Origin of the sequence: Mesorhizobium sp. 1B3 (assembly GCF_050958605.1) — a bacterium.
Taxonomy (GTDB): Bacteria; Pseudomonadota; Alphaproteobacteria; order Rhizobiales; family Rhizobiaceae.
The window spans coordinates 40,570-64,253 of sequence record NZ_JBJHDO010000002.1; the positions used below are offsets into that span (position 1 = coordinate 40,570).

Consider the following 23,684-nt stretch of genomic DNA (forward strand, 5'->3'; position numbering starts at 1 on the left):
GGGCCGCGAGTTTGAAAGCCAAGCACAAGAAGGCTGGAGTGCTGACAGAATGGCATCAGGTTTTTCGTTCGATCAGTTGAAGAAGGAGGTCGCGGCCGGCGACATCGATACCGTGCTCGCCTGCGCCGTCGACATGCAGGGGCGGCTCATCGGCAAGCGTTTCCTGGCGAGATATTTCGTCGAATCCGCTTACGACGAGACCCACGGCTGCAACTACCTCCTGGCCAACGATATCGATATGGAACCGGTGCCGGGCTACAAGGCGGCGAGCTGGTCGCAAGGCTACGGCGACTTCGTCATGAAGCCGGATCTCGCGACGCTGCGCCCTGTCCCCTGGCTGGAGAAGACGGCGCTGGTGCTGTGCGACGTCAAGGACCATCACGGCCACGACGACCTGCCGCATTCCCCGCGCGCCATCCTGCGCAGGCAGGTGAAGCGGCTGCAGGAGCGCGGTTATCTCGCCTATTTCGCCTCCGAGCTCGAATTCTATCTCTTCAGCGAGACCTACGATTCCGCCCGCGCCAAGCACTGGCAGAACCTCGAGACGGCCTCGCCCTATATCGGCGACTATCTGATCGGCATCACCAGCAAGGAAGAGGGTGTGATGCGCCGCATCCGCAACGAGATGGAAGCGGCCGGCATTCCGATCGAGAATTCCAAGGGGGAATGGGGCCCGGGCCAGGAAGAGATCAACGTGCGCTACGCCGAGGCGCTCGACATGGCCGATCGCCATGTGATCCTGAAAAACGGCTGCAAGGAGATCGCCGCCTCGATGGGCAAGGCGATCAGCTTCATGGCCAAGTACAACTATCAGCTCGCCGGCAATTCGAGCCACATACACAATTCGCTGTGGAGCGCAGACGGCAAGACCCCGCTCTTCTACGACAAGAACAGCGAGTGGACGCTGAGCACGCTCGGCAGGCAATGGGCGGCGGGGCAGCTCAAATACGCCAAGGAATTCACCTGGTTCCTGGCGCCCTACGTCAATTCGTACAAGCGTTTCCAGGCCGGCACTTTCGCGCCGACCAAGATCATGTGGAGCGAGGACAACCGCACCGCCGGCTTCCGCCTATGCGGCGAGGGCACCAGGGGCATTCGCATGGAGTGCCGGATCGGCGGCGCCGATCTCAACCCCTATCTCGCCTTTGCGGCGCTTATCGCGGCGGGACTCGCCGGCATCGACGAGCAGTTGGAACTGCAGAAACCTTTCGCCGGTGACGCCTATCAGGCGACCGAACTGCCGGAAATCCCGAAGACCCTGCGAGATGCCACGGAAACGATGGCAACGTCGACAATGCTCAGGCAGGCTTTCGGCGAGGACGTGATCGAGCACTATGTGCACACGGCCCGTTGGGAGCAGCTCGAATATGACCGCCGCATCACCGACTGGGAGCTGCATCGCGGCTTCGAACGGTATTGAGGGAGGAACGAATTGTACTATGGGCGTTGATCTTTGACCGGTCGTGATTTGCCCCTCACTGTCCTGCCGGACATCTCTCCCCGTGAAGGACCTACCGGATTCACACTTCCTGCATGGTTGCTTGGTGGCCAATCTTTTGCAGATGAACGTGGCGCGGACGGCAGGCCCCCTCTCCGTCTCGGCTTCGCCGAGCCACCTCTCCCCCACGCTGCGCGTAGGGGAGAGGAATCGCCGGCCGCACTCGGCGCCCTTCCTCTTCCCCACGAAGTGGGGGAGAGGTGGCTCGGCGAAGCCGAGACGGAGAGGGGGAAACCTTCCAAGCAATCAGGAAAGACACCTTTCCAGATGTGTGAATGCGACAGGTCCAAAACGGGGAGAGAGACGACGGCCGCTTGGGTTTCGCCAGTCGCGAACGGCGGTCGATTGGCGAAAGCGTAGACGACATCGGTCTTCTCCCCGTCGTTGACGGGGAGAAGGTGCCGGCAGGCGGATGAGGGGCTTGTCCAAAGGTCAATTTATTGACCGTTGATTACACGAAAGGAACCGACCATGACCGAGACGGTCAAGCTGAAATCCCCGATCGACGGTTCGCTCTATGCCGAGCGGCCGGTTGCGACCGATCAGGCCGTCAACGCCGCGGTAGAACGTGCGCGAGCCGCGCAAATTTCCTGGGCACAAACCTCGATCGCGGAGCGCGGCAGGCTGATGCTCGCTTTCCTCGAGGCGCTGGTCGCCATGAGCGACGAAATCGTGCCGGAGCTTGCCTGGCAGATGGGGCGGCCGACCCGCTATGACGGCGAGTTCGGCGGCGTCAAGGAACGGGTGAGTTACATGGTCGGCATCGCCGAGCGAGCGCTCGCGCCTGTCATTGCCGACGACAAACCGGGATTCCGCCGCTACATCAAGAAGGATCCGCTCGGTGTCGTGATGGTGATCGCGCCGTGGAACTATCCCTATCTCACCGCCGTCAACACCATCGTGCCGGCTCTGATGGCCGGCAGCTCCGTGATCCTCAAGCATGCCGCGCAGACGCTGCTGGTCGGCGAACGCTTCCAGGCGGCGTTCGACAAGGCCGGGCTGCCTAAACATGTCTTTCAGAACATCGTGATGAACCACGGCCAGACCGAGAAGCTGCTCGCTTCCGGCAAGGTCGATCACGTCAACTTCACCGGCTCCGTAGCCGGCGGCCGCGCGATCGAGAAGGCTGCGGCGGGCACCTTCATGACGCTCGGGCTGGAACTCGGCGGCAAGGATCCGGCCTACGTGCTGCCTGACGCAAAGCTCGACCATGCGGTGGCCAATCTTGTCGACGGCGCCTTCTACAACTCAGGCCAGTGCTGCTGCGGCATCGAGCGGGTTTATGTGCATGAGAAGGTCTATGACGAGTTCGTCGAAGGTTTCGTGGCCGAGACGAAGAACTACGTGGTCGGCAATCCGCTCGACGAGGCGACCACGATGGGACCGATGGCGCAGGCCCGTTTCGCCGATTTCATCCGCGAGCAGAAGGCCGAGGCGCTGCGCAAGGGCGCCGAGGCCCATATCGGCATGAAGGTCGATAACGACCGCGAGGGTTCACCCTATCTGGCGCCCGAGGTTCTCACCAATGTCGACCACCAGATGAGCGTGATGCGGGAAGAGAGCTTCGGCCCGATCGTCGGCATCATGAAGGTGCGCAACGACGAGGAGGCGATCGCACTGATGAACGACAGTCCCTACGGCCTCACGGCCTCGATCTGGACCCAGGACACCGACCATGCTGCGGCTATCGGCGACCGGATCGAGACCGGCACGGTGTTCATGAACCGCTGCGACTACCTCGACCCCGCGCTGGTCTGGACCGGCGTGAAGGACACCGGCAAGGGCGCCGCCCTTTCGGCGATCGGCTACGACAATCTGACCCGGCCGAAATCCTATCACCTGCGCGAAACGATCTGACCTGAAAGAGCTTTTGATGACCAAACTCGTTTCGAAATGGAACTATCCCACGACCGTGCGTTTCGGTGCGGGTCGTATTGCCGAACTTCCCGAGGTACTGGCCGCGGTCGGCATCAAGCGCCCGCTCTTCGTCACCGATCCCGGCCTGGCGAAGCTGCCTGTCGTTGCCAGGACCCTCAAGCTGCTCGATGCAGCCAAGGTACCGTACGGCGTCTTTTCCGACGTCAAGCCGAACCCGGTGGAATCCAACCTCGTGGCCGGCATCGAGGCCTTCAGGAAAGGCAAACATGATGGCGTCATCGCCTTCGGCGGCGGGTCCGCGCTCGACCTCGGCAAGCTCATCGCCTTCCAGGCCGGCCAGACGCGCCCGGTGTGGGATTTCGAGGACATAGGCGACTGGTGGACGCGCGCCAAGGCCGAAACCATCGTTCCGATCGTCGCGGTGCCGACCACCGCGGGAACCGGATCCGAAGTCGGCCGGGCGGCGGTCGTCACCAATGAGGCGACGCATACCAAGAAGGTCATCTTCCATCCGAAGATGCTGCCGGCGATCGTCATCGCAGATCCCGAACTCACGGCGGGCATGCCGCCTTTCATTACCGCCGGAACCGGCATGGACGCCTTCGCCCATTGCCTGGAGGCCTATTGCGCGCCCGGATACCACCCGATGGCGGACGGCATCGCGGTGGAAGGCATCCGCCTTGTCTTCGAGAACCTGCCGAAAGCCTATGCGAACGGCAAGGATCTGACGGCGCGGGCCCATATGATGTCGGCGGCCGCCATGGGCGCGACCGCCTTCCAGAAGGGGCTCGGCGCCATCCATTCGCTGTCGCATCCGGTCGGCGCGCTCTATGACACCCATCACGGCATGACCAACGCAGTTTTCATGCCCTACGTGCTGGCCTTCAACCGCGAGGCAGTCGAAGAGCGTATCACCCGGCTGGCGAACTACATCGGCATCAAGGGTGGCTTCGACGGCTTCGCCAAGGCGGTGATCAAGCTGCGCAAGGACCTGAAAGTGCCGCACGCGCTGCCCGGCCTGATCAAGGGGCTGCAGATGGACAAGAAGCGCAAGACGCTCATCGCGGACATGGCGGTGGTCGATCCAACGGCGGGCGGCAATCCGGTCAAGCTGACGAAGAAGGCAGCGCTGACATTGCTCGACAACGCGATCGAAGGAAAATTCTGATCCTTCCCGAGGGAGGCGGGACGAAGAAGAGCCGCGGCCGCTAGCTTGAACGATCTAAACCGGTTTGATCATTAGCCGGAAAAATAGGCTGGCGATTGCGGAGAGCCATCAAAAGTAGTTTAGTTTTCGTGTCTTGAGGCAGCTCGCGCGGGCGTTTCACGCAACTGTCATGTGACGGCGGTAACCGCAGCGCTGGCGCCGAGTGACGCCGGTTCAACGGAGAGACAAGATGTTCAACTTTGCGGGGAAAGTGCTTTCCCTCACCGCGGCATCGCTGATGACTGCGACGGCGATTTCGTCGGCCCAGTCGATGGACGAGCTGGTCGCCGCGGCGAAGGCCGAGGGGCAGCTCACCACCATAGCGCTGCCGCACGATTGGTGCGGCTATGGCGACGTGATCGCCGGTTTCAAGGCGAAATATCCGGAGATCACCATCAACGAGCTCAATCCCGATGCGGGATCGAGCGATGAGATCGAAGCGATCAAGGCCAACAAGGACAATAAGGGCCCGCAGGCGCCGGACGTGATCGACGTCGGCCTGTCCTACGGCCCGCAGGCCAAGACCGATGGCCTCATCCAGCCCTACAAGGTGTCGACCTGGGATACGATTCCCGACAGCGCCAAGGATCCGGAAGGTTATTGGTATGGCGACTATTACGGCGTTCTCGCCTTCCAGGTGAACAAGGACCTCGTGCCGAATCCGCCGCAGGATTGGGCCGACCTGCTGAAGGACGAATACAAGAACGCCGTGGCGCTGGCCGGTGACCCGCGCGCGTCCAACCAGGCCATCCAGGGGGTCTACGCCGCCGGTCTTTCGAAGGGCGCTGCTGCCGGCAAAGCTGCCGGCGAGGCTGGTCTCGAGTTCTTCAAGGAGCTCAACGCAAAGGGCAATTTCGTGCCGGTCATCGGCAAGGCGGCGACGCTTGCCCAAGGCCAGACGCCGATCCTCATCCGCTGGGACTACAACGCGCTTGCCGACCGCGACACGTTGAACGGGAATCCACCGGTCGAGGTGGTCGTGCCGAAGTCGGGCGTGGTGGCGGGCGTGTACGTCCAGGCGATCAGCGCCTTTGCACCGCATCCGAACGCTGCGAAGCTGTGGATGGAATATCTCTATTCGGACGAAGGCCAGCTCGGCTGGCTCAAGGGCTACTGCCATCCGATCCGCTTCAACGACCTCGCCAAGAAGGGGCTCGTCCCGCAGGAGCTGCTCGACAAGCTCCCGCCGGTCGACGCTTACGAGACCGCCGTGTTCCCGACGCTGGACGACCAGGGCGCCTCGAAGGAGGCGATCACCAAGGGCTGGGATTCGGTCGTAGGCGCCAACGTTCAGTAAGAAGCTCTCCCCGGGCGGCCGGTGCCGCCTGGGGATCATTCCCGGAAACGCCCATGGCTGAAGCCACCGTCACCAAGCCGGCAGCCCTCCCGGCCCCGTCTGCCGAGCGAGCCTTGCGCGTGCCCACTGCGTGGCTCGGGGTGGCACCCTTTTTCCTGTTCGCGCTGCTCTTCCTCATCCTCCCCACCGCCTACCTCGTCGTCGGCGCCTTCCAGAACAACCAGGGCGAGTTCACGCTGGAGAACATCGCCGCCCTGTCGCAGCCTTCGATCGTGGCCGCTTACTGGATTTCGATCCGTATCAGCCTGGCCTCCTCGATCCTGGGCGCCTTGATCGGGCTCGCCATCGCCATCGCGATCGTGCGCGGCGGCCTGCCCAATTGGGTGCGCTCGGCCACGCTCACCTTCTCCGGCGTCGCCTCGCAGTTCGCCGGTGTGCCGCTCGCCTTTGCCTTTCTCGCCACGCTCGGCCGGCTCGGCCTCGTCACCGTGCTGCTCAACAGCGTTTTGGGCATCAACATCTATGCGCTCGGCTTCAACATCCTGTCCTTCTGGGGGCTGACGCTCACCTATCTCTTCTTTCAGATACCGCTGATGGTGGTCATCATCACGCCGGCGATAGACGGGCTGAAACGCGAATGGGGCGAAGCGGCCGCGACGCTCGGCGCCACGCAGCTTCAATACTGGCGCATGGTCGTCATTCCCGTGCTGTGGCCGAGCTTCCTCGGAACCATGATCCTGCTCTTCGCCAATGCCTTCGGCGCCATCGCCACAGCCTATGCGCTTACCGGCTCGTCCCTGAACATCGTGCCGATCCTGCTCTATGCGCAGATCCGCGGCGACGTGCTGCACAATCCGCATCTGGGCTATGCACTGGCCTTCGGCATGGTCGTAGTCACCGGTCTCGCCAACGTCTTCTACATCTGGTTCAGGACGCGCAGCGAAAGGTGGTTGCGATGAAGGGCTCGCGCTTCTGGGCCTGGCTGACCTTCGCCGTCGGCGCGGCCTATTTCTTCATACCGCTGATCGCGACCTTCGAATTCTCGCTGCGCATGAAACGCGGCGAATATTCCTTCGAAGCCTACAGGGTCGTGCTCGGCGACGCCCGCTTCCAGGAAACCTTCCTCTATTCGGTGACGGTCGCTTCCTTGACCATCCTGCTCGGGGTCCTCGTCGTGGTCCCAACCGCCTATTGGATTCGGCTGAGGATGCCGTATCTGAGGCCGATCGTCGAATTCATCACGCTCCTGCCGCTCATCATCCCGGCCATCGTCATCGTCTTCGGCTATATCAGAATGTACGGCTCGTCCTCGCCGCTGCCCTTCCTGGCCACCGCGCGCGCTACCGACGCCCTCCTGATCATCGGCTACGCGACGCTGGCGCTCCCCTATATGTACCGCGCCGTCGATACCGGGCTCAGGATGATCGACGTCCGCACCTTGACGGAGGCCGCGCAGATCCTCGGCGCAGGATGGGCGACCATCATCGCACGCATCATCCTGCCCAATGTGCTGATTGCCGTTCTATCGGGCGCCTTCCTGACCTTCGCTATCGTGATCGGCGAGTTCACCATGGCGAGCCTGCTCAACAGGCCGGCTTTCGGTCCATATCTTCAAAATATCGGCGCGAACCGCGCCTACGAGCCCGCCGCGCTCGCCGTCATCGCCTTCGCGATCACCTGGGGCTGCATGGCGGTGATCCAGATCCTTTCCCGGTTCGCCCCGAAATCGGCCAACCGTCCGAACTGAACGAGAAAGTCGAAAGCCATGGCCGACCCGTTTCTCAGCATACAGAACATCCGCAAGTCGTTCGGAACGGTCACCGTCGTTCAAGACTTCGACCTCGACGTCGAAGCCGGCGAGTTCATTTCGCTGCTCGGCCCTTCCGGCTGCGGCAAAACCACGGTGCTGCGCATGGTGGCCGGTTTCGAGGAGCCGAGCGGGGGTTCGATCGTGGTCGGGGGTAGGAACGTCACCCGGCTCAAGCCCAACCAGCGCAATGTCGGCATGGTGTTCCAGGCCTATGCGCTCTTCCCCAATCTCACCGTCGCGCAGAATATCGCCTTCGGGCTGAAGGTGGCCGGCGCGCCCAGGGCCGAGGTCGACGCCCGCGTCGCCGAGCTTCTCGAGATCATCAAGCTGCCGCAGTTCGGCGATCGCTATCCCTACCAGCTTTCCGGCGGCCAGCAGCAGCGCGTGGCGCTCGCCCGGGCCCTGGCGCCGAAGCCGAAGCTTCTGCTGCTGGACGAGCCGCTCTCGGCGCTCGACGCCAAGGTGCGCGTCTCGCTGCGCGAGGAAATCCGGTCAATTCAGAAGAAGCTCGGCATCACGACCATCTTCGTGACGCACGACCAGGAAGAGGCGTTGTCGATCTCGGACCGCATTGTCGTCATGTATGGCGGCAAGGCCGAGCAGGTCGGCACGCCGTTCGAGATCTACAACCGCCCGGCCACGCGCTTCGTGGCGAATTTCGTCGGCACGCTCAACGTTCTGGAAGGCACGGTGGCGGATGCAGCCACCGGTACCGTGCGCATCGGCGAGAGCCAGCTTTCGCTCAAGGGAGCTCTCAACGGCGCCAGGACCGGCGACGCGGTCTCGCTCGCGCTCCGTCCCGAAGCGATCGCACTCGGTCGCCAGCCCGGCCGCGACACCAGCCTGGGCGGCGAGATTTCCGATGTCTCATTCCTCGGCTCCGTGATTCGCGTGCGGGTCGGCCTGGGCCCGAACGCTGTTTCGCTGGACACGTTCAACAACCCCACCTCGCCGCCGCCGATGGTCGGCGAGAAAACGGAGATCAGCTTCTCCTCGGGCGACGTGCTCGTGCTGCATTGATACGTCACGACCAGAGCGGCCACGAGGGAAGGGAATGGATCCCCGGGTCAGCTTCGGCTTCGCTTCGCTCGCCTGCGCGCCCGGGGATGACGAAGTTGATATGTTTATGCCAATCGCCAACGTGGGCGCTTTATGCAGGCCTCAATCTCCGACGTTGACGATTGGCTTCGACATAGAAGCTTCATCATCCTCGACCCGAGCGAAGCGAGGAGATCCGAGGATCCATTCCGTGACGCTTCCACCGATGCGGCGCGGCCGATCCGAACGTTGTTACGGGAGTGACCGTTCAGAGGAAAATGTCAGGATGGTTCATGACACGGTTCTGCCAACATTCCGCCAAAATGGCGGCCGGCGCGCTGGTGCGAGGGAACCTCTTGTCCTCGCCGGCCACAATGTCTGTCAGGATGGTCGTTAGTCCCGGGTGACCTCTCGTTGACTTCCGACAGGCGTCTCCCCAACTGTAGCTGACGCCAATCAGCTACGGTCACTCTCAATTGCTGGGTTCGTAAGTTCAGAAATACAGAGAGGGTTCATTCGACCACGCCCCGTCGGCAAAAAGTCTGAACGTCAGCTTGAGCCGAAGTCGCTGCTTCTCTCGATACCGTCAACAATTCGATCTCGCCGCGGAGAACCTACGGCGGGGTGAAGAAACAGGCTTCCATTTGGGCGCAACGCTGGTGCATCAATTTGCGATGCACTGTCGTAAAGCCGGAAACCTGCTCGTCGGAGCAGTTGAAAGCCGGTAGTGTAAGCGACAATCTGGAGGATCTTAGTAGTTTGCGACGGAAACGGGGTTAGCGCCTCGGCCCGCAGCAAGGGCCACGGGCCTCTCGTGGATGCCGCGCCAACTCGCAGAAGGAGCGGAAAGTTGCTGCGCCTCAACCAGATCATAGTTTCCCCTTTGGCTTTGGCGAGAGTGGGAGCAGTTGGTATCGCCATACTGGCATCCAATTTCCAAACAGCCTCCGCGCAACAGCAACAGAATGTGCCCGTCGTGACGACCGCCAAGCCGGTCGTGCGCGAGATCGTCGAAAGCGACAGCTTCATCGGCCGCTTCGAGGCCGTGGACGAAGTCGATGTAAGGGCGCGAGTCGGTGGTTATCTCGACCAGGTCCATTTCCGCGACGGGGCCATGGTCGAGAAGGGGGACCTTCTGTTCACGATCGACAAGCGTCCTTATCAGGCCGCCTATGACGCGGCCAAATCGCAAGTCGATGTCGCGACGAGCGCGCTGGAATTCACCACGATGCAGCTGGAGCGGGCGGAGGCGCTCTCCCGATCCGGCAACCTTGCGACTTCTGTCCTCGACGATCGCCGGCGGGAACATCTTGCCGCGGTCGCGCAGCTCGAAGGCGCCAAGGCGGAACTGCGCACGACGGGACTCAATCTCGAATTCACCGAAATCAAGGCGGCGCTTTCCGGCCGTATCGATCGCCGGCGCGTTTCGGTGGGCAATCTCGTCCAGGCCGACTCCACGCTGCTCACCACCATCGTGGCGCGCGATCCGATCGATTTCTATTTCGATATCGATGAACGTTCGGCGCTTGCTTATGCGCGGGATGCGCGCCAGCGCGGGGCGAGCCTTCAGGAGGGAGCAGGCGGCGTCGATGTCGTCGTCACCGTGCAGGACCACGACCCCGTTTCGGTGAACGGCAAGCTCGATTTCTCCGAAAACCGGCTCGATGCCGAGAGCGGCACGATGCGCATGCGGGCTCGCTTCCCCAACCCGGACGGCTTGCTGCAGCCCGGCATGTTCGGGCGCGTCACCATGCCGGGATCTCTGCCCTACGAAGGCATCCTCGTGCCGGATGAGGCGATCGCCGCGGATCAGGACAGGCGCGTCGTTTATGTTGTCGACCAGGCCGGGACGGTGTCGGCCAAGCCCGTCCGCACCGGGCCTCTGCTTCACGGCTACCGCGTCATCCGCACCGGCCTGACCGGCGAGGAAACGATGGTCGTCGACGGGTTGCTGCGGGTCAGGCCGGGCGTGAAAGTCAAGGCAGAAATGATCTCGCTCCCGCCTGAAGCCAAAGTCGCCGGATTGCCCCGATGAGATTCGCTCACTTCTTCGTCGACCGGCCGATCTTCGCGTCGGTCCTGTCGATCGTTTTCCTGATCCTGGGTTCGATCGCCTATACGCAATTGCCGGTGGCGCAATATCCCGAGATCGCGCCGCCGACCATCGTGGTTCGCGCCCAATATCCGGGCGCCGACGCCGAGACGATCGCCGCGACGGTGGCAACGCCGCTGGAGCAGGAGATCAACGGCGTGGAGAACATGCTTTACATGTCCTCCTATTCGACTGGCGATGGCTCGATGGCCTTGAGCGTCACCTTCAGGCTGGGCACCGATCTCGACCAGGCACAGGTGCTGGTGCAGAACCGCGTCGCGATCGCGCAGCCGCGGCTGCCGGAGGAGGTGCGTCGGCTCGGGGTGACCACCACCAAGAGCTCGCCGGACCTGATGATGGTCATCCATATGCTGTCGCCCGACGACAGCTACGACCAGCTCTATGTGTCCAACTATGCCCGATCGAACGTGCGCGACGTGCTCCTGCGCCTCGATGGCGTCGGCGACCTCATCATCTTCGGCGAGCGTGAATACTCGCTTCGCGTCTGGCTGGATCCGGACAAGCTCTCCATCTACGGCATGACGGCGGGAGACGTCGTGGACGCGCTTCGCGCGCAGAACGTACAGGTGTCGGGCGGGGCGATCGGCGCACCACCCAACAACAAAGGCAGCGCCTTCCAATATACCGTCACCACACAAGGCCGCTTCGACGAGGCGCGCGACTTCCGCTATGTCATCGTCAAGTCGACCGAGGACGGGCGGCTGGTGACACTGGAGGATGTGGCGCGCATCGAGCTCGGTGCACGCGACTACGTGACCAACTCCTATCTCAACGGCAAGCAGGCGGTCGCACTGGGCATCTTCCAGCGACCCGGCACGAACGCGCTGGAGTCGGCCGCGGAAATCCAGGAGACGATCGCCCGTCTTGCCCGGGATTTTCCGCCGGGGGTCGGCTACGAAATCATCTACAATCCGACGGAATTCATCGAGAAGTCGATCAACGAGGTCTACAAGACCATCCTTGAAGCGGTGGCCCTTGTGGTGATCGTCATCATCGTCTTCCTCCAATCGTGGCGAATGGCGATCGTTCCGATCGTGGCTATCCCGGTGTCGCTCATCGGCACGCTGGCGGTGCTTCTCGCCTTCGGCTTCTCTCTCAACATGCTGACGCTCTTCGGCCTGGTTCTGGCGATCGGCATCGTCGTCGACGATGCGATCGTCGTGGTCGAGAATGTCGAGCGCAACATCGCGCTCGGGCTGAAACCGGCAGCGGCGGCGCATCGCACGATGGACGAGGTGGGCAGCGCGGTCGTGTCGATCGCTCTGGTGTTGACAGCGGTCTTCGTCCCGACCGCGTTCATCCCCGGCATCACCGGCCAGTTCTACCTGCAGTTCGCGGTGACCATCGCGGTCTCGACGATCATCTCCGCCTTCAACTCGCTCACGCTCTCGCCGGCGCTGGCGGCGCTGCTGTTCAAGCCGCATGAGGCTTCCCATGAGCCGCCGCGCTTCTTCCTGGCGCGTTGGGGCAAGGCGCTCGGCGACGGCTTCAACCGTGGCTTCGACTGGATGGCGGACCGCTATGCGAGCATTGTGAGGGTGCTTGTCAGGACCCGCTTCGCGCTGGGCGCCATGCTGCTGGTGTTTGCCGCGCTCCTCTACGCCACCTATCACATGCTCCAGACGGTGCCGCGCGGGTTCATCCCCACGATGGACCAGGGCTACGCGATCGTCGTCGTGCAGCTTCCGGACGCATCGTCGCTTTCGCGCACCGACGAGGTGGTGCGCCGCGCATCGCAGATCATTCAGGAAACGCCGGGTGTCGAGAACGCGGTCGCATTCGCCGGTTTCTCAGGTGCCACCTTTACCAACGCCAGCAACTCCGGCGTGATCTTCGCGCCGTTCAAACCCTTCGAGGAAAGGTTGGCTACCGGCCTGACGCAGGACAGGATCATCGGCGATCTCTTCGGCCGGCTTCAAAGCATCCAGCAAGCCTTCATCATTGCACTGCCGCCGCCGCCCGTGCCGGGCATCGGAAACTCCGGCGGCTTCAAGCTGCAGCTCCAGGAGCGTAACAGCACCGATGTCCGCAAGATCCTCGAGCTCGCGCACCAGATCGCGGCGAAGGCGAACCAGACCCCGGGCCTCGTCGGTGTCTTCACGACCTTCTCGGCGTCGAGCCCGCAGTTCTTCCTCGACATTGACCGCGACAAGGCGCGTATGCTGAACGTGCCGATCCCCAATATCTTCGAGACGCTGTCGGTCAATCTCGGCTCGGCCTACGTGAACGATTTCAATGCGTTCGGCCGGCTCTATCAGGTGCAGGCTCAGGCCGATCAGACGTTCCGCCTCGAGCGCGAGGACATCCTCAAGCTCAAGGTCCGCTCGGCGACGGGAGCGCTGGTGCCGCTCGGCACGCTGGTCGAGATCAGGGACGTCACCGGCCCCGAGCTGGTGCAGCGCTACAACATGTACGTGTCCGTTCCTCTGCAGGGGAACGCGGCGCCCGGCGTTTCGACAGGCACGGCTCTCGACTTGATGGAAGGCATAGCGGCCGAGACTTTGCCGCGAGGAACTTCCTTCGAATGGACGGAACTGGCCCTTCAGGAACGCAGCACCGGCAATGCGGCAGTGCTTATCTTCGGCCTTTCCGTGCTTTTCGTCTTCCTGGCTCTTTCGGCGCAGTATGAGAGCTGGGTGCTGCCCTTCGCGATCATTTTGATCGTTCCGCTGGGCGTGCTCGCGGCGCTCGTCGGTGTGTCTCTGCGGGGGCTGGATAATAATGTCCTGGTCCAGATCGGTCTCATCGTGCTTGTCGGCCTGGCGGCCAAGAACGCGATCCTGATCGTCGAGTTCGCCCGACAAGCGCAGGAGCGAGGGGCGTCGGTGGTCGACGCGGCCGTGGAAGCCTGCCGGCTCAGGCTGCGCCCCATCCTGATGACGGCCTTCGCCTTCATCCTCGGTGTCGTGCCGCTCGTCATAGCCACCGGGCCCGGCGCGGAAATGCGCCAGTCGCTGGGTACGGCCGTGTTCTCGGGCATGCTCGGCGTGACCTTCGTCGGCCTGTTCCTGACGCCGGTCTTCTTCGTCACGCTGGCCTCGCTGTTCCCGATGAAGAGCAGAGGGGCGGTGGAGGCACCCAGCCCGGCGGAGTAGAGCAGGACGCGACTTGGCGATCAGACCCGGATACGAGCCAATGAAGCAGGGCGTGGGCATCCAACGGTGCCCATGCCCTGCTTCCTGTCCTAAAGCGTGTCGCTGGCAATCGGATTAGGGTGACACGCTTTAGGTTTTTGTTTTTGCCGCATTCTCGCGACGCCGACCGAATCCGGTCGGCTGCGAAATGCTCTAGACGGCGACGCGTTCGCCGACCTCTGCGTCGGCCCGCTCCTGGCGTGCCCGCCACCAGTTGCCGAGCAGAAGCAGGATGGGTGCTGCGATGAAGATCGACGACGTGGTCGCCACGACGATGCCGAACACCATCGGAATGGCGAAGTTCGCGACCGCCGATCCGCCCCACACCGCCATCGGGAGGATGCAGAGGAATGTCACGAGAGACGTGTAGATACAGCGCGTCAGCACCTGGTTGATGCTCATGTCGATCAGTTGGCGAAGCGGCATCTTCTTGTAGAGCCGCAGATTCTCGCGCATGCGGTCATAAACGACCACCTTGTCGTTGACCGAATAGCCGATGATCGTCAGCAATGCCGCGATGGCGGTCAGGTTGAAGTCGAGCCCGGTGATCGCGAAGAAGCCGACGGTCTTGGTCGTGTCGAGCACGAGCGTGGCGATGGCTCCAATGGCGAAATTCCATTCGAAACGCCACCAGATATAGACGAGCATCGCGAGGCTCGCGAGCACCACTGCCAGCACGCCGGACCACGCCAGCTCGCCGCTGACCTTTGGTCCAACCACCTCGGAGCGTTCGATCGTCGCCGCGGGATCGATCTGGGCTATCTCGGCCTTCAGCCTTTCGACGGCGGCCGTCTGCGCCGCTTCGCCCCCATCCTGGCGCTGAACACGGATGAGCACGCTTCTGTCCCCGCCTATGTTCTGCAGCGCCACCTCGCCGAGACCCAAAGCGCCGAGACGCTCGCGCAGCTGCGCGAGATCGGCCGGCTGAGACGTCGCCACCTCGACCTGGATACCGCCCATGAAGTCGATACCGTAATTGAGGCCTGGTTTGATGAACAATCCGATCGACGCGATCGACAGCAGGATCGAGACGCCGATGCCGAGAAAGCGCGCCCGCATGAAGGAAATGCTGGTTTTCTCCGGGGCGATCTTGAACAGCGGCTCGATCCGCAGGGTCTTCAGTTTCCGGCGCCGCACCACCTCGATCATGAGGATCTTGACGATGGTGACCGCCGTGAACATCGAGATGGCGATGCCCAGCATCATCGTGATGGCGAAGCCTCGGACCGGCCCTGAGCCGAACATGAAGAGCAGCGCAGTCACGATGAGGGAGGTGACGTTGGCATCGACGATCGTGGAATAGGCACGCTTGAAGCCGTGGTCGAGTGCTTCGAAGGCGCTCGCCCCTCTGCGCGTCTCTTCACGGATGCGCTCGTTGATGAGGATGTTGGCGTCGACGGCAAGCCCGATGCCGAGAATGATGCCGGCAATCCCCGGAAGCGTGAGCGTCGCACCGATGACGCTCAGCACGCCAAGGGTCAGAATGACGTTCAAGCCAAGGGCTACATTGGCGATGAGCCCCCAGCCGCGATAGAGCACAACCATCAGGGCAACCACCAGGCCGAAACCGGCGAGACCGGTGAAAAGCCCCATTCGAATAACGTCTCCGCCGAGGTCCGGGCCGACAGTGCGCTCTTCGATCACAGTCAGAGGCGCGGGAAGCGCGCCGGCGCGCAAGAGCGCGGACAGCACCGCCGTATCTTCAACCGTGAAACTGCCGCTGATCTGGCCGGATCCGCCAGTGATCGGCTCGCGGATGACAGGCGCCGACAGAACCTTTCCGTCCAGAACGATGGCGAAGGGACGGCCGACATTTTCCTTGGTGATGTCGGCGAACTGCCGCGCTCCTACGCTGTCGAACCGGAACGAGACGATCGGTTCGTTGCTGCGTTGGTCGAAGCCGGCGCGGGCATCGGTCAATCTCTCTCCATCCAGGGCGATCCGGTCCTCGATGGGATAGGTTTGTCCGGTTTTCGCATCCGGCAGGAGCGAGACGCCGCGGGGCAGCTGCTCGCCCTGGGGGATGTTGGCCAGGAGATGGAACGTCATCTTGGCCGTGCTGCCCAGCAATTCGCGCAGCTTCGAGGGGTCCTGCAGGCCGGGGAGCTGGACGAGAATCCGGTCGGATCCGACCCTTTGGATCGTCGGTTCGGCGACGCCGACCTGGTCGACGCGCTGGCGAACGATCTCCAGGCTTTGCTGCAGCGCTGCATCCAGACGATCCGAGAGGCCTGCTTCCGTCAGCGAGAGGCGGACGCGGTTGCCGGTAGCGGCGATCTCTACATCCGGCCGGGGGGCGGCAAAGCCTCCGCCGACCGGATTGGTCAGGCCCTTCAGGACTTCGAGTGCCCTGGCGCGTTGCGTTTCGTCGGAAATGTTGATGTTGACGCCGTCATCGACAACCCTGGCCGACTGCACGGCTATGCGTTCTCGCCGCAGCACTCCCCGCGCTTCGTCGAGCAGAGAACGAAGCCGGTCGGCTTTCAACGCTTTTGCGTCGACCTCCAGAACCAGATGTGAGCCACCGCGCAGGTCAAGGCCGAGCGTGACCTGCTGCTTGGGAAACCAGGCAGGCATGGAGGCGAGTTGCTGGGAGGTGAAAAGATTGGGCAGCGCGGCGAGGATGCCGGCAAGGATGATGATGGCATAGGTCGCCATCACCCAACGGGGTGTTCGCATGTTTCTGATACCACAAATCGCCGCTGTGGTGGCAGGTCGATGCCCCGACTGCGGCTGGGCTTCCTGGAGTGTGGCGATCAAGCCGCACGGTTCGGAGGGAAATCAGATCAATGCAGGAGGGGCGCAGGCATCATAGGCGTGTCGAGCCTCTTTGCTCCGTGTGCTCCGCCGAGCCGAAGCACGAAACGCGCCTGCGGCGTTTTCGGGAAGACGGATTTCGCGAGGCGGAAGTGCGAGGTCTGTGCCGCCGGCGCTGGCCACAACCGTCGCTTTGGCGGCAGCCGAACTGACGAAGATAAAGGAGCGTTTAGGGACGACTGGACTGGAGCGCTGACCGGCGATTTTTGCAGCGCTTGCTGCTTCCGGCGAAACAAATCCGGAATTCGGAGCCGCTTGCGCTCCGGCCAGCACGGCGCCAAGGCACAACAGGAACGCCGACAGGATGTCGGACAACCGAGATCCCCTTCCTGCGTTCCGTGTGAAGCCCATTCGCCTGCCTTCTCCGTGGCCGCCTCGTCTGGACAGCCCGCGCATACGAAATAGGCGATCTTCGTCCAGCCGTACACCCTTCGAGCTGTTGCCGCCGATCTTTAGGTGCGAAGCCTGTGTTCGGCCGACACCTGGGAGCAAGCAGCAACCCGCCGTGCGCCGGCAAATGATTGATCTGGGATCGGATGGTGGGCGTGACAGGGATTGAACCTGTGACCCCTACGATGTCAACGTAGTGCTCTCCCGCTGAGCTACACGCCCATCCGCGACGCGCATACATCACTTTTGATCCGGCGCGTCAATAGCGAGAATTCGGGAAATGTGGATGGAGCGGCCGGCTTTCCTGCCGCTCTCGGGAATACGGGCTTTCGGCCTCAGGCGGCCTTCAGCATTTTTTCGACCTCGTTGACGAGATCGCGCAGGTGGAAGGGCTTGGACAGCACCTTGGCGTCCTTGGGAGCCTTCGAATCGGGGTTGAGGGCGACCGCAGCGAAGCCGGTGATGAACATCACCTTCAGGTCGGGATCGATCTCCGTGGCGCGCCGGGCGAGTTCGATGCCGTCCATTTCCGGCATCACGATATCCGTCAGGAGCAGCGAGAACGGCTCTTCCCGCAGGCGCTCATAGGCGCTCGCGCCGTTGTCGAAGTCGCTGACGTCGTAACCGGCGCGCTCGAGTGCCTTCACCAGGAAGCGGCGCATGTCGTCGTCGTCTTCCGCCAGAAGAATTCGTGCCATTGGGCTCCCGTCCGACTCAATTCCTTACGGGCCCCACCAGGGCCCGTTAACCATTCTTCATATGAATAGCGGAGGGTAAATATCAAGTGAACGGTCTTCGTGCCGCAGGCTGCCATTCCGCCGGAGGTCGCCGCTTTCGTGTCGCCGCGGACGCCGGAAACCGCGAGGGTTGCGCGCGTCGGGCTGGACAGGGACGTGCCCCGATGGCACGGTCGTTTCATGACAGACAGAGTCCGACGCCAAACCCGATGAGCCACGCCGCCGCCGATTTCCAGGTTCCTTTCGAGATCAGGACCGGCGCGGAACAACGCGTCCCCTTCGTCTTCAATTCCCCCCATAGCGGCCAGTCCTACCCCGATCGCTTCCTGGGCATGACAAGGCTCGGCCGCGACACCATCCGCCGTTCGGAAGATTCCTATGTCGATCAGCTTTTCTCGGCAGCCGTAACGCTCGGCGCGCCGATGCTGGTGGCGCATTTTCCGCGCGCCTATCTCGACGTGAACCGCGAGGCCTGGGAACTCGATCCGCGCATGTTCAGCGAGCCAGTGCCGTCGTTCGTGAACATCCGCTCGGCGCGGGTGGCCGGCGGGCTCGGCACCGTGCCGCGGCTGGTGGGCGAAGGCCTCGACATCTATCCGGGAAAGCTGCCGCTGGCGGAAGCGGTGGACCGCATCGAGACCATCTACAAACCCTATCACGAGTGCCTGAAGCGGCTTGTCGGCGCGACCCATGCCCGTTTCGGGGCGGCGGTGCTGATCGACTGTCATTCCATGCCGGCCAGCATCCGGGTCGGCGATACCGGGGTCCGGCCCGACTTCATCGTCGGCGACCGTTTCGGCATGTCGGCGGCACCGGCGCTCACCGAGCACGCCATCGGGCTGCTCGCGGCCATGGGGTATACCGTCGCGCACAACAAGCCCTATGCTGGTGGCTTCATCACCGAGCATTACGGCCGCCCGACGCGGGGCCTCCATGCGCTCCAGATCGAAGTCAATCGCGGGCTTTATATGAATGAGCGCACCTTCCAGAGAGAACCGGGCTTCGATGCATTGGCCGACGACCTCGCGCGCTTCGTCGCCGACCTCATGGCGCTGCCGGAACACTATCTGCAGATCCCTCCGCTGGCGGCCGAGTAGGGCAAAAAAAGACCGCATCGTTCGCACGATGCGGTCGAAGTCTAGGGAGGAAACGCCCAAGGAGGGCATGGACAGGAAACCCTGTCCGAACATCAGATTATTGTGCGCTGCACAAAAGTCAATGCTTTTTTAATTCATACTGATGTGGCAAAGGCTTCTTCTTCCGAATGCGTGGCATTTGGGCAACAAGTTCATGCAGAGAAGAAGTTTTAAGCTTAAACAAGAGCGGGGCGGGCGTGAAAGTCGAAACTGAATTCATGCGGAAACTGGCGGCGGCGGCCGCCGCGCAAACCTTGCCGCGATTTCGCCAGCAGGGGCTCGTCTCCAACAAGCTGAGCGCCGGCTTCGATCCGGTCACCGAGGCCGATCGCGAGGCCGAACAGGCGATCCGGGCACTTATCCGCTCGGAATTCCCCGGCCATGGCATTCTGGGTGAAGAGCATGGGATCGAGAACGGCGATTCCGACCATCTGTGGGTCATCGACCCCATCGACGGCACCCGGGCCTTCATCTCCGGCCTGCCGGTATGGGGCACGCTGGTTGGCCTGACCGTCGGGGGTGATGCCGTTGCAGGGATGATGTCGCAACCCTTCACGGGGGAACTCTATTTCGCCGACTCCGGCGGTGCGTTTTACGAGGGGCCCGACGGTTGCCGGCGGCTCGCCACCCGCAAGACCACGAGGCTTGCCGACGCGACGCTGACCACGACCACGCCTGCTTTGTTCAAGAGCGAAGGCCGCACGCGCTACGACAGGCTGGAGCAGGCGGTCCGGCTCGCCCGCTACGGCGCCGATTGCTACGCCTTCGCCATGGTCGCCGCCGGCAATGTAGACATAGCCGTCGATCCAGGCCTCCAGCCTTACGACATCGTCGCGCTGATACCGATCATCGAACAGGCCGGCGGCGTGGTGACCACTTTCGACGGGAGGCCGGCGGAAGCTGGCGGCGACATCCTGGCCGCCGCCACGCCGGAACTTCATGAAGCGGCGATGGCCTACCTGGCAGGGTAGGGATCGTCCTGCTCCGAACCGGGCACGAAAGCGTCGAAGGCCCCCAGCAGTTGCTCGCGGAAGAAGTCCGCCTCTTGCAGCACCTCGTGGCGGGCGCCGTCGATCGTCAGCATGGAAGCCCACTTCACTTGCCGGGCATAGTTTTCGATGGCTCGCGTCGAGACCACGCTGTCGTTGCCGGCCGCTATGAACAGCGTCGGAATGCGTATCCTCGCCATGAATTCGGGATCGTGGACATGGTCGTGAGCCCGGCAGGCGGCATGGACCCAGGCCACCGTGGGGCCGCCCAGCGCGAGGCGGGGATGGGCCTCGTAGATGAGGCAGTTGCGCCGATAGCGATCGGGATCGGTGGTCAGCATGTTGCCCTGGAAAGGCGCCGCCTCGCGTGGGCGCCGACGGCTGCCCAGATACATCGAGCCGAGCCCCAGGCTATAGAAGAACGCCGCTGTCCGACGCGCCGTCTTCATGGAATGGGATCGATCGGGCAGGCCGAGCAGCGGAGCGCACAACACCATGCGCTGGACGCGGTTCGCCATGGCCGGCGAGGCAAGCAGCGCAACGAGCGCTCCAGTCGAGTGCGCGAGCACGTAGAAAGGGCCGCGGCAATCGGGCAGGACGACCTCGGTAAAGAACTCCTCGAGATCCCCGACATAGTCCTGGAAATCGTCGACATATCCCTTTTCGGGATTGCGAATGAGGCGGTCGGAGGCACCCTGTCCACGCCAGTCGATGGTGGCGACGGCGAAGCCGCGGGACGCAAGGTCCCTTGTCGTCTCGAAATATTTCTCGATGCACTCGTTGCGCCCGGCGAGCACGATCACCGTTCCCTTGAGCGGCCGGCCGGTCGCCCCGAACAGCGCATAGCGGATCTTCCTGCCGTCCCGCGCCGCCAGGAAACCCGACCGGGCGTGGTCGGGCACCGGATTGCCCGGCGTTTCGAAGAGGTGACTGGCGAGGGCCTCGCGACCCGGGTCTAAGGCGTCCATGGCATGGTGATAAAATGAGCGCCGCCAAAAGCAAGTGGATTACGGCTTCGGATCCGAAGTCGGCCTTGGTTCGGGAGAAATCGATGCGAAAAAGAGCAAGGCCGGAAGCCGCGGGCGTTCCCGCTGGTTCCCGGCCTTGTCGATCCGGACGGAAGGGACGTTAGCGTCCGGATCGCCCCGTCGCGCTGCCTTGCGGCAACCGCGCCGCCCTCTTTCGATGCTGCCGAATATAGCCACCTGTTGCTGAACGCTGCCCGAAAGGCTGGTTCATGCTGTGTTCATCATCGCCGGGGAGGCGGCCTTGAAATGTCGTTGGGGGACACCCAGATCATGGATGCGGTCGCCGGACTGGGACCGCTGGCCTCGAGGAAACGCCAGGATGGGTTTCCGTGAAAGGTCAAACGCTTATGTTGCTCAAACGGAGAACAGAACCATGCGTCACGTTGATTTTTCCCCTCTCTATCGTTCGACGGTCGGCTTCGACCGGCTCTTCGGCATGCTGGATACGCTCGGCCAGCCGGAAAGCGGGCAGACCTATCCGCCCTATAACATCGAGCGCACGGGCGAGGATTCCTACCGCATCAGCATGGCGGTTGCAGGCTTCTCGGAAAACGACATCGCGATCGAAGCCCATCGCAACGTGCTGACCGTCAAGGGCGAGCGCAAGGATGAGCCCAATGGTGAAGGCACCGAATTGCTCTATCGCGGCATCGCGTCCCGCGCTTTCGAGCGCCGCTTCCAGCTCGCCGACCATGTCGATGTCGTGGGTGCCGCTCTCAAGAACGGCCTCCTTCACATCGACCTCAAGCGGAACATTCCGGAAGAGCTGAAGCCCCGCAAGATCGCGATCACGGTTGCCCCGGCGAAAGCGAAGCAGATCGAGGCTTCGGTCAACTAACTCGTACAATTAACATAGTACGATCGGCGGCCCTGGATGTTTGTGCATCCAGGGCCGTTTCGTCTGTCCTGCACCGTATTCGGCCTGGCCGCTATGGAACGGAATGGATACTCGGATCACCTCGCTTCGCTCGGGTCCGAGTATGACGAAGCTTCTAGGCGAATGCCAGTCGTCAGCGTTGGCGATTAGCGGAGCACATCAACGCAATTCGTCATACTCGGACCCGAGCGAAGCGAGGTGATCCGAGTATCCATTCCGTTGCCTTACTGATAGCCGCCCAACGGCGCAAAATCAGCCTCTGCCGACCGGTCCGCTGGATACCCGTCCGCCAATGGGATGCAACCGTTAGCCTAGCTTACCCGACCAGGTCACCGAAGCGGTCCACCTCATCTTCGGTCGTTCTGAAGCTCGTGACGAAGCGGTAAAGCGATTCCCCTTCCGCGAGCTGGCCTTCGAAGGCGCTCGGCGTCGCCCACGGATAGAAGACCGCGCCCTTGGCTTGCAGGGCTTCGGCGGTACTGCTCTCCATCACGGTAAAAAGTTCGTTCGCTTCCGGCTTCCAGGCGAGGCGCATCGACTTCGCCGCCCCGATGCGCTCGGCCAGTCGTGCCGTCATGCGATTGGCGTGTCGCGCCGTTTCAAGCCACAGGTCACCCCTGAAATAGGCGTCGAATTGCGCGGCGACGAAGCGCGACTTGGAGAAGAGCTGCGCGGCGCGCTTCTGCACGAAGGCGAGCTCGCGCGCCTTCTCGAGATCGAAAAGCACGATCGCCTCGGCGCACCAGCAGCCATTCTTGGTGCCGCCGAAGGACACAAGGTCCACACCGCGCTTCCAGGTCATCTCCGCGGGCGTGGTTTCCAATGCCACGAGGGCGTTGGCGAAACGCGCTCCGTCCATGTGCAGGGGCAGTCCGTGATGCTGGGCGGTCGCACTGATCGCCGCGATTTCGTCTGGCTGGTAGACTGTTCCGATTTCGGTGGCCTGGGTGATCGAGATGGCCATCGGCCTGCCACCATGCAGGAATGCCGGATCAAACTGTTTGATCGCGCGCTCGAGCCCGACCGGATCGATCTTCCCCAATGCGCCGTCGACCGCGTGCAGCCGGCCGCCGCCAGACAGATATTCGGGGGCGCCGCATTCATCCTGAAGCATGTGCGCCTCGCGATGGGCGAACGCCACGCCCCCGGGTCGGCTCACCAGCGTCATCGACAGGGAATTCGCGGCCGTTCCTGTCGCTACGAAGAACACGGCAACCTCGCGCTCGAACAGGGCGCTGAAGCGTTCCTTGACTGCCTTGTCGAGCTCGCTGGAACCGTATGCCGAGGCGTAGCCGTCGGCGCTCGCCGCCAGACCAGCTGAAATCGCCGGATGGGCTCCGGCCCAGTTGTCGGATGCAAAGATCATGATGATTTCCCGGATGTGACCGCTTTCGCGGCGGACCATGTGCGTTTTTAGCGCCTCTCTTCAAGAGGGCCGGGCTAGATTCCTGCTTTGACGGGCCATCCACCTCGCTGCCGACGTTAGATAATTACGAAATGAAACCGCAGACGGCAATTTTATTGCGCCTTTGCGCAACGTCCTGTTCATTTCTAACTTGAAGCGGAGAAAGAATTCTGCCATATCCCGAGATAGGACAGCAGTGCTGTCTTATTTATTGGCGCATGGCTGGCTGGATAGGCGTATAATAACGCGATCCAGCCTGCCGCGCGAAGGGCGGCGAGCGGTGTGCAGAACCCGGCCGCGGCCGCAGAGCGCGGGGTGGTTGGCCTGATG

17 protein-coding genes and 1 tRNA gene are annotated in these 23,684 nt (G+C 62.7%); 12 read left to right on the plus strand and 6 right to left on the minus strand.

Features of this window, described 5'->3' with window-relative positions:
• The first annotated feature begins 49 nt into the window (after positions 1 to 49).
• The 9 genes from ACCO56_RS05305 to ACCO56_RS05345 all read left to right on the plus strand — a co-directional run bounded on the left by ACCO56_RS05305 (position 50) and on the right by ACCO56_RS05345 (position 13,936).
• Positions 50 to 1,420, plus strand: a complete 1,371-nt coding sequence (locus ACCO56_RS05305) for a glutamine synthetase family protein (RefSeq protein WP_433638436.1) — start codon at positions 50 to 52, stop codon at positions 1,418 to 1,420.
• A 549-nt stretch (positions 1,421 to 1,969) separates the two neighbouring features.
• Positions 1,970 to 3,355: an aldehyde dehydrogenase family protein gene (locus ACCO56_RS05310; protein ID WP_433638437.1), complete on the plus strand. Its 1,386-nt coding sequence runs from the start codon at positions 1,970 to 1,972 to the stop codon at positions 3,353 to 3,355.
• 16 nt (positions 3,356 to 3,371) lie between these two features.
• Positions 3,372 to 4,544 (plus strand): iron-containing alcohol dehydrogenase, encoded by a 1,173-nt coding sequence (locus ACCO56_RS05315; protein WP_433638439.1) that lies wholly within the window; start codon positions 3,372 to 3,374, stop codon positions 4,542 to 4,544.
• Between the two features lie 229 nt (positions 4,545 to 4,773).
• Positions 4,774 to 5,880: an ABC transporter substrate-binding protein gene (locus ACCO56_RS05320; RefSeq protein ID WP_433638441.1), complete on the plus strand. Its 1,107-nt coding sequence runs from the start codon at positions 4,774 to 4,776 to the stop codon at positions 5,878 to 5,880.
• 53 nt (positions 5,881 to 5,933) lie between these two features.
• Positions 5,934 to 6,839 carry an ABC transporter permease gene (locus ACCO56_RS05325; protein WP_433638442.1) on the plus strand — a complete coding sequence of 302 codons (906 nt, stop codon included), beginning with the start codon at positions 5,934 to 5,936 and terminating at the stop codon, positions 6,837 to 6,839.
• A complete protein-coding gene (locus tag ACCO56_RS05330) occupies positions 6,836 to 7,627 on the plus strand; it encodes an ABC transporter permease (protein WP_433638443.1) in 792 nt (263 codons plus the stop codon). Before ACCO56_RS05325 ends, ACCO56_RS05330 begins: the two co-directional genes overlap by 4 nt.
• Positions 7,628 to 7,645: 18 nt before the next feature.
• Complete coding sequence (locus ACCO56_RS05335) at positions 7,646 to 8,710, plus strand: ABC transporter ATP-binding protein (RefSeq protein ID WP_433638446.1); 1,065 nt, start codon at positions 7,646 to 7,648, stop codon at positions 8,708 to 8,710.
• Between the two features lie 901 nt (positions 8,711 to 9,611).
• Positions 9,612 to 10,763 (plus strand): efflux RND transporter periplasmic adaptor subunit, encoded by a 1,152-nt coding sequence (locus ACCO56_RS05340; RefSeq protein WP_433639763.1) that lies wholly within the window; start codon positions 9,612 to 9,614, stop codon positions 10,761 to 10,763.
• Entirely contained in the window at positions 10,760 to 13,936 is a 3,177-nt protein-coding gene (locus tag ACCO56_RS05345; RefSeq protein ID WP_433638448.1) for an efflux RND transporter permease subunit, read from the plus strand. The genes ACCO56_RS05340 and ACCO56_RS05345 overlap by 4 nt, the downstream gene beginning before the upstream one ends.
• Positions 13,937 to 14,128: 192 nt before the next feature.
• Here ACCO56_RS05345 and secD read toward each other — a convergent pair whose 3' ends face one another.
• The 4 genes from secD to cpdR all read right to left on the minus strand — a co-directional run bounded on the left by secD (position 14,129) and on the right by cpdR (position 17,880).
• Positions 14,129 to 16,654, minus strand: coding sequence for a protein translocase subunit SecD (gene secD, locus ACCO56_RS05350; RefSeq protein ID WP_433638450.1), 2,526 nt, complete (start codon positions 16,652 to 16,654; stop codon positions 14,129 to 14,131).
• Positions 16,655 to 16,756: 102 nt separating this feature from the next.
• Positions 16,757 to 17,107 (minus strand): hypothetical protein, encoded by a 351-nt coding sequence (locus ACCO56_RS05355; protein ID WP_433638452.1) that lies wholly within the window; start codon positions 17,105 to 17,107, stop codon positions 16,757 to 16,759.
• A gap of 222 nt (positions 17,108 to 17,329) precedes the next feature.
• Positions 17,330 to 17,404: transfer RNA gene (locus ACCO56_RS05360), tRNA-Val, on the minus strand.
• A 113-nt stretch (positions 17,405 to 17,517) separates the two neighbouring features.
• Positions 17,518 to 17,880 carry a cell cycle two-component system response regulator CpdR gene (gene cpdR, locus ACCO56_RS05365; protein WP_202312920.1) on the minus strand — a complete coding sequence of 121 codons (363 nt, stop codon included), beginning with the start codon at positions 17,878 to 17,880 and terminating at the stop codon, positions 17,518 to 17,520.
• A 203-nt stretch (positions 17,881 to 18,083) separates the two neighbouring features.
• On the opposite strand from cpdR, the gene ACCO56_RS05370 reads away from it, so the two are divergent.
• Together ACCO56_RS05370 and hisN are read left to right on the plus strand one after the other, a co-directional pair.
• Positions 18,084 to 19,016 (plus strand): N-formylglutamate amidohydrolase, encoded by a 933-nt coding sequence (locus ACCO56_RS05370; RefSeq protein WP_433638453.1) that lies wholly within the window; start codon positions 18,084 to 18,086, stop codon positions 19,014 to 19,016.
• 257 nt (positions 19,017 to 19,273) lie between these two features.
• Positions 19,274 to 20,026 (plus strand): histidinol-phosphatase, encoded by a 753-nt coding sequence (gene hisN / locus ACCO56_RS05375; RefSeq protein ID WP_433639765.1) that lies wholly within the window; start codon positions 19,274 to 19,276, stop codon positions 20,024 to 20,026.
• Here hisN and ACCO56_RS05380 read toward each other — a convergent pair.
• Positions 20,011 to 21,012 carry an alpha/beta fold hydrolase gene (locus tag ACCO56_RS05380; RefSeq protein ID WP_433638455.1) on the minus strand — a complete coding sequence of 334 codons (1,002 nt, stop codon included), beginning with the start codon at positions 21,010 to 21,012 and terminating at the stop codon, positions 20,011 to 20,013. The genes hisN and ACCO56_RS05380 overlap by 16 nt on opposite strands.
• Positions 21,013 to 21,445: 433 nt before the next feature.
• Here ACCO56_RS05380 and ACCO56_RS05385 point away from each other — a divergent pair, with 433 nt between their 5' ends.
• Positions 21,446 to 21,910: an Hsp20 family protein gene (locus ACCO56_RS05385; RefSeq protein WP_433638458.1), complete on the plus strand. Its 465-nt coding sequence runs from the start codon at positions 21,446 to 21,448 to the stop codon at positions 21,908 to 21,910.
• A 355-nt stretch (positions 21,911 to 22,265) separates the two neighbouring features.
• On the opposite strand, the gene ACCO56_RS05390 is transcribed toward ACCO56_RS05385, so the two are convergent.
• Positions 22,266 to 23,315, minus strand: a complete 1,050-nt coding sequence (locus tag ACCO56_RS05390; protein ID WP_433638459.1) for a threonine aldolase family protein — start codon at positions 23,313 to 23,315, stop codon at positions 22,266 to 22,268.
• Positions 23,316 to 23,684: the final 369 nt, after the last annotated feature.